Origin of the sequence: Gelidibacter sp. (genome assembly GCF_035577925.1) — a bacterium.
Classification (GTDB): Bacteria; Bacteroidota; Bacteroidia; order Flavobacteriales; family Flavobacteriaceae; genus Gelidibacter.
In genome coordinates this window covers 1-7,940 of record NZ_DATJCY010000003.1, presented here as the reverse complement: position 1 = coordinate 7,940, position 7,940 = coordinate 1, and the positions used below count along the sequence as shown (strand labels likewise).

General features: G+C 35.4%; 3 protein-coding genes and 2 pseudogenes. All 5 read left to right on the top strand.

The features are described from left to right. Positions 1-1,716: pseudogene (locus tag VNJ50_RS00145) on the top strand (hypothetical protein); the annotation flags it as partial. Positions 1,717-1,771: 55 nt separating this feature from the next. Further along, positions 1,772-2,161 (top strand): hypothetical protein, encoded by a 390-nt coding sequence (locus VNJ50_RS00140; RefSeq protein ID WP_325577881.1) that lies wholly within the window; start codon positions 1,772-1,774, stop codon positions 2,159-2,161. Between the two features lie 67 nt (positions 2,162-2,228). Continuing rightward, on the top strand, positions 2,229-6,545 hold the full coding sequence (locus tag VNJ50_RS00135; RefSeq protein ID WP_325577880.1) for a CusA/CzcA family heavy metal efflux RND transporter: 4,317 nt from the start codon (positions 2,229-2,231) through the stop codon (positions 6,543-6,545). Beyond that, positions 6,545-7,684 carry an efflux RND transporter periplasmic adaptor subunit gene (locus tag VNJ50_RS00130; RefSeq protein ID WP_325577879.1) on the top strand — a complete coding sequence of 380 codons (1,140 nt, stop codon included), beginning with the start codon at positions 6,545-6,547 and terminating at the stop codon, positions 7,682-7,684. The genes VNJ50_RS00135 and VNJ50_RS00130 overlap by 1 nt, the downstream gene beginning before the upstream one ends. A gap of 17 nt (positions 7,685-7,701) precedes the next feature. Further along, positions 7,702-7,940: pseudogene (locus tag VNJ50_RS00125) on the top strand (heavy metal translocating P-type ATPase); the annotation flags it as partial.

The following is a 7,940-nucleotide window of genomic DNA, read 5'->3' as shown; positions in this document are numbered from 1 at the left end:
ATTGAGCGTTTATATTATGCTGAATTTGACCGTAATTGGAATTTAGAAATGCCACTCGGAAATCAAAGTTTGTTATCGGCAAACATCGATCTTTATCATCCAAAGAAAGGGATAGCCAGTTATAAATTTGAACATCTTAATTTTTCTGAAAACTTTAATGGCAATCGACATAGTGCTTTTGCAAATTTAAATTTTAGTCAATGGCAGCTGTTTACAAATTCGAGTATTCTTAATAGTAAAAGCGATATTTCGACATCAACATTTTTAAGAACTTACAACAGGCTGATTTATAATTTTGATAAGCAATGGTTGGGCACAAGATTAGCCGCAGAAGATAATGACCAACGCGAAATCCTAACCAATCAATTAACGTCATTGAGCCAGCGTTTTAAATCTTTTGAAATGTTTTATGGCATTGGCGATAGTACGAAGGTTTTTGCCGAATTGGGGTATAAATACCGTGTAAATGATAGTTTAAGGCTAAATAAAGTTCAAAAAGTAAGCCGTTCAAACACCTATTATTTCAAGTCAAAACTGATCCAAAATGCGAATACGGATTTAGGTGTTTTTATAAATTATCGCACATTAAAATCTGAAGATGTTGATGTTAAGAATGAGCAGTCTTTAAATTCGAGAGTCATTTTTAGTCAGCAGTTGTTCAATCAGATGCTACAATGGAACACTGTTTTTGAAACCAATTCGGGGACTTTGCCACAACAAGATTTTACCTATGTCAAAGTAGAACCGGGTCAAGGTGGCTATAGTTGGATCGATTATAATAACAATGGTATTCAGGAATTGGATGAATTTGAAATTGCACAATTTCAGGATCAAGGAGAATATATTAGAGTATTATTGCCCAATCAGATATTTATACAAACCCATCAAAACAGATTGAGCCAAACCGTAACCATCAATCCGCAGCAATGGGCGGTAAGTGATGATAAGACTAAAAAATTCTGGTCTTATTTTTATAATCAGACGTCGTATTTAGTGGATCGGAAAGTTAAAAGAGAGGGTCATGCTTTTGATTTAAATCCGTTTTCCGATTCTAATGAAAACCAATTGGCCCTGAACAAAAGTATCAGAAATGTACTTTTCTTTAATCGTGGCAAACAGCACTATACAACGTCCTATACTTTTTTGACCAATACGGCAAAGACTTTGCTTTCCATCGGATTTCAGGAAAATATCCTCAAAAGTCATCAGCTTAATTTTAATCATAAATTTGCTGAAAGTTGGTTGGTAAATTTAAAATCCAGCATTGAGGAAAATGAAAGTTTAAGCGAGAATTTTGCATCTCGAAACTTTAAAATTGATGAACTACGTTTTCAACCTAAAATTTCCTATTTATTTAATGAGAATGCCCGTTTTGATGTGTTTTATCAATACACTTCAAAAGATAATACGATTGGCAATTTAGAAACACTGCTTCAAAATAATTTGGGAGTATCGTTTACTTATAACAAAGCACAGAAGCTTGGATTGACCGGCGAAATCAATTTTTTTGATAACATTTTTGATGGTCATGCCAATACGCCAGTATCTTATCAAATGTTGGAAGGTTTACAGCCAGGTAAAAACTTTACGTGGACTTTGTTGGCACAACGAAAACTGACTGCTTTTTTAGATTTAAACCTTAATTATTTCGGGCGAAAAACGGAAACATCAAAAACCATACATACAGGAACTGTTCAGCTGAAAGCTTATTTTTAAGTAATGTAATTGGTGTATAATTACGTCGTTTTTTTTATGTAACTTTGTCACCATAATGTCAAAATTAATAGCCATATTATACGCTTCCTTGATGCTTTTTCAAAGTTTGAACATCAGCTTTGAAGATGTTTCAAAATTTAGTGCACTTTTTGAGCATGCTACTTTTCATGAAGAAACTTATGGCGATACTTTTTTTGATTTTTTGTCAGAACATTATGGACTCGGTTCAATAGAATATGGTATTGACCATTCTGAACATAAGGATTTACCTTTTAAACATGACCACAAAACCTGTTGCCATGTCAATACATCTTTTATAATTCAAAATTTTGAATTTGTAGCATCTTACACAACTTTTGTTCAAATTCCATTTGTGTTTTTTTACAAAGAATCTACCTCTTTATTTGAGAAGTCATCTGTGTTTCAGCCTCCTAAATTCGCATAATTCATTTTAGTTTAAGTTTTTTAAATAAGCCATTTATCAATGGTTTGTAACGTCTATTATATGAATTATGTTAGAGAATATTATTAAATTCAGCTTAAGGAATAAGCTTATTATTCTATTATTTATGGGATTTGTAATTGGTTTTGGAATTATTTCCTTAACACAAATCCCCATTGGTGCTGTTCCCGATATTACCAATAACCAGGTGCAGGTCATTACCACGTCTCGTAATTTGTCAACGCAAGATGTGGAGCAGTTTATTACCTATCCTGTAGAATTGGAAATGGCCAATTTGCCAGGAGTTATTGAAATTAGATCAACTTCTAAGTTTGGTCTTTCGGTGGTGACTGTGGTGTTTGAAGATGATATGGGTACTTATCTGCCACGACAGTTGATTGCCGAAAAAATTAATTCGGCCGCTGAAAAAATCCCTGAAGGTTTTGGGGTGCCTGAAATGGGACCAATTACGACAGGTCTTGGCGAAATTTATCAGTACATTTTAGATGTAAAACCAGGTTATGAAGATCGATATAGCATTACCGAACTACGGACCATTCAAGATTGGATCGTAAAACGTCAGCTTTCGGGAATCCCTGGTGTGGTTGAGGTTAATACCTGGGGTGGCTTTTTAAAAGAGTACGAAGTTGCCATCAATCCACAACAATTAAAAGCCATGAATATTTCCATTTCAGAAATTTATGATGCCTTAGAAAAAAACAATAGTGTTGCTGGAGGAGGGTACATTGAAAAAAATAACCAGGCATTCTTTATTCGTGGTGAGGGCTTGGTAACATCGCTTAACGATATTGAAAATATTGTCGTTAGAAATGATGGGGTTCCTATATATGTAAAGGATGTTGCCAAGGTAGGATTTGGTCATGCCACACGTTTTGGTGCCATTACAGGAAATGGTGAGGGCGAAAAAGTGCTTGGTCAAATTATGATGATTAAGGATGGCGACTCTAAGAAAATCATTGATGCTGTTAAAGAACGTGTCGCTTCCATCGAGCAGAGCTTGCCCGAAGGCGTTTATATTAATGCCTTTTTAGAACGGACAGAACTTATTGATAAAACCACGTTTACAGTTGCTGAAAACCTTATTTTAGGTTCCTTGATTGTTATTTTTGTCGTGGTTCTGTTATTGGGAAACTGGCGTTCGGGCTTGGTGGTGGCATCTGTAATTCCGTTGAGCTTGCTGTTTGCCATTTCCATGATGAACATATTTGGAATTGATGCTAACTTGATGAGTCTTGGTGCTATTGATTTTGGGATTATCATTGACGGTTCGGTCATTATCGTGGAGTTTATCGCCTTTCAAATTGTGTCAAAGAGTGACAAAATACAGTCACTTTCAAAAGCCGATCAAAAAGCTGAAATTGATAATATTACTTTAAAAAGTGCTTCTAAGATGATGAATTCGGCCATTTTTGGTCAACTAATTATTTTAATAGTTTTTATTCCAATCCTATCGTTAAGCGGTGTAGAGGGTAAAATGTTCAGACCAATGGCCATGACCTTTAGTTTTGCGCTTATTGGTGCCATGATTTTCTGTCTTACTTACGTTCCGGTCGTATCATCTTTATTCTTAAAAACCGGAAAACAAAAAGATTCGAACATTTCCGTTCGATTAATGAACTTTTTGAACAGAAGATACCGTCCTATAATTAGTTGGGCCTTGTTAAATACGCGTATCGTTATGGCATCATCGGCTGTGTTATTAATTTTAAGTGGATTTATTTTTAGTAGGATGGGCGGTGAATTTGTGCCGACTCTCGATGAAGGCGATTTCGTAATTCAACCTGTCTTAAAAACCGGAACTTCATTGAGCAAAACCATAGAAGTTACTACGCAAATAGAACAAATATTACTGGATAATTTTCCTGAAGTCGATCAAGTCGTGACACGTATTGGTGCAGCCGAAGTTCCAACTGATCCCATGTCAATGGAAGAAAGCGACGTGATCATCACCTTAAAACCAAGAAAGCAATGGACTTCTGCAAGTTCAAAAAATGAGTTGGCCGATAAATTTGAGCAAGCATTGGCTGTTATTCCAGGAGTTGAATGGGAGTTTACACAACCTATCGAAATGCGTTTTAATGAATTGATTACCGGTGTAAGAGCAGATCTAGCCATCAAAATTTTTGGTGATGACCTATCCGTTTTGGCCCATAAAGCCGATGAAATTAAAACGTTGATCCAAAATATTGAAGGAGCTTCTGATATTATTGTAGAAAAAGTAGAAGGCTTGCCACAAATGAGCGTTAAGTTCAACCGCGCAAAAATAGCTAGGTACGGACTCAATATCCATGACCTTAACCAATTGATTTCTGCTGGCTTTGCGGGTGGTACAGTTGGAAGTGTTTTTGAAGGCGAACGCCGATTTGATCTGGTTATTCGACTCGAAGAGTCTAAAAGAAAAAACATCGAAAGCCTTGAAAACCTGCTTGTTGATTTGCCAAATGGAGGAAAAGTTCCATTAAGTGAATTGGCCGAAATAAAATATACGACCGGTCCGGCCCAAATATCGCGTGATGATACAAAAAGAAGAATTGTGGTTGGCGTAAATGTTAGAAATCGTGATTTACAATCGGTGGTTGATGATGTACAAAAAGTTATTGACAATAAATTGAAATTACCTGTAGGATACACCATAACTTATGGCGGTCAATTTGAAAACTTGCAAAGTGCCAAAGCCCGATTGATGATTGCGGTTCCTGTAGCATTAATCTTGATTTTTATATTGCTTTATTTTGCGTTCCACTCCGTTAAGGATGCGTTAATGATTTATTCTGCCATTCCGTTATCTGCCGTAGGAGGAATTCTATTTTTATGGCTCAGGGATTTGCCATTCAGTATTTCGGCAGGCGTTGGTTTTATTGCACTTTTCGGAATTGCAGTACTCAACGGTATTGTATTGATCGAGCATTTTAGGGAGCTTAAAAGTCAAGGAATCACTAATGTCCAAGAACGTATTAAACGCGGTACACAAGAGCGTTTACGACCTGTATTGCTTACCGCATCGGCAGCAGCTTTAGGGTTTTTGCCTATGGCTATTTCTACTAATGCGGGTGCAGAAGTGCAACGTCCATTGGCAACTGTGGTCATTGGCGGATTGATAAGTGCTACCATTTTAACACTCGTAGTATTGCCGGTATTATATGCTTGGGTAGAACAGAAAAAGGAATTAAAAATGAATAAATCAGGAGTTATAACCGTAATTTTATTAATGCTGACTTTTCAAATAAAAGCTCAAGAAAAACCAATGTCTATTGATGAGGTTGTGAATTTGGCCATTGAAAATAATTCAGGATTAAAAGCATCACAATTACAAATTGACGAAGCCGATGCTTTGGTAGGAAGTGCCTTCAACTTTGATAAAACGTCTATATACTACAGTTATGACGAAAGTAATATGCCTGTTAATGATATTCCTCTAAAAGTGTTTGGAGTATCGCAAGATTTTAAATTTCCAACGGTGTATTTTGCTGATAAAAAAGTGAATACTACTCAGGTTAAATTGCAGGAATCGGTTCGCGATATGAAGCTTCAAGCATTAAAAAGAGACGTGTATTCGGCATATTATAATTTGAGTTATGCAAAAAACAAAGAAAAGTCCTATCGGTATTTGGATAGTTTGTACCAAAATTTTGCACATGCCGCCAAACGACGTTTTGAATTGGGCGAAACCAATTATTTGGAGATGATTACCGCACAGTCCAAACAAAAACAATTAGAAACACTTTACAAACAATCGCAACAAGAAGTGGTGATGTATAAATCGCTTTTGAAAAAAATTGTCCAAGTGGATGATATTACGGTTAATGAGGAGTCTTTGCAAAAGTTGTCCATGCATTCCATGGCTATAAATCAAGATGTGGGATGGTCTTATTTTGAGCAATCTAAATTGTATTACGAAGCCCGATTACGTCAAGAAAAACAAAGTTTATTACCCGATTTGAACCTTGAATATTTTCAGGGAACTAACGATGGAATTAACAAAAACTTTGTAGGATATCAATTTGGTATAAAAATACCTTTATTGTTTTCAGGAAATTCTTCAAAAATTAAAGCCTCCAAAATAGCCCAGGATATTGTAGAGCAGCAACAAGAAGATTACCAATCCAAATGGTATGCCGAGCAAGAAAGCTTGTTTGCCAAACTGCAACAGTATAATGAAGCGGTGGAATATTATGAAACACAAGGAAAACAACTTTCAGAAGAAATCATAAAAACCGTAGAGCGCACACTAAAAGAAGGAGAGACCGACTTTTTCCAATACATTCAAAGCATTGAGATTTCAAAAGATATCGAATTAACGTATTTGAGCAATCTTAATGACTATAATCAAACGATTATTGCAATCAATTATTTAATTTTAGACTAATGAAACAGTTATATATCCTATTTGTTTTCATGCTTTTAGTAGCTTGTGGAAATGATAAAAACAATGAACAATCAAAAGAAACTCTTTTAGAAACTGATGATCTGATCGTTACCAAACAGCAATTTGAAAATGAAAAAATGCATTTTGGGACTATTAAGGAACATGATTTTAATGCTATTATTAAAGCAAGTGGCATGATTGATGTGCCATCACACAGCCAATCTAAAGTCAGCACTTTTGTTGGAGGCTATGTTACCAAAACTCTATTATTGATTGGTGATAAGGTGAAAAAAGGTGAGTTTTTAGTTAGTTTGGAGAATCCAGAATTTGTTGAAATCCAACAACAATATTTAGAATTATCAGAACAGCTCAACTATTTGAAATCTGAATTTACACGTCAGAAAACTTTATACGATGAAAAAATAACTTCGGAAAAGAATTTTTTAAAGGCAGAAAGTGAGTATAAAAGTAATTTGGCACAATACAACGGACTAAAAAAGAAACTGCAAATGATGAACATTAATCCGACATCGGTAGAAAACGGATCGATTACGTCTAGCATTAGTCTTTATGCGCCCATTGATGGATATGTTACTAAGATTAATGTGAGCAATGGAACTTACGTATCGCCTGCCGATGTTATTCTGGAAATTATAGCTACTGATCATGTTCATTTGGAATTATCAGTGTTTGAAAAGGACATTCTTAAGATAAAGAAGGGTCAAAAAATTAATTTTAGAATTCCAGAAGCATCAGACAGTATTTATACCGCCGAAGTACATTTGGTTGGCACGGCCATCGATCCAATCAGTAGAAGAGTTACGGTGCACGGACATATTGATGATGATAACACCCAGTTTATTGTCGGAATGTTTGCCGAAGCTGAAATTATTATTGGAACTTCAAAAAGAATGGCTTTGCCTGTAACCGCGATAATCGAAATTGAAAATGAGTATTTTGCACTTGTATTAGAAAATGAAACCGCTGATGGATATCATCTTAAAAAAGTAAAATTAGACATAGGTTTGCAAACCGAAGATTTTGTTGAAATTTTGAATTCAGAGGCTTTAAAAGACAAAAAAATCATTGTGGACGGCACTTATATGTTGCTTAATGAGTCCGAAGGCGGCGAGCATTAACATTAAATAAATAACGAATGACCAGACCTCATAAAGAAAATAATGATCACAGCCATGACCATAATGGAATTTTCGGTCCACGTACAGAATTGTATTTGTCCTTATTGTGTGGCATATTCCTAGCTATTGGCTTTAGCATCAAGGTTTTTGGTGCTGATTCCCAGTCCATGTGGAATTATATTGTTCCTTTTCTGATCGCCTACGGATTTGGTGGTTATTATATTACGATTGAAGCTTTTTTAAAAATCAAAAAAGG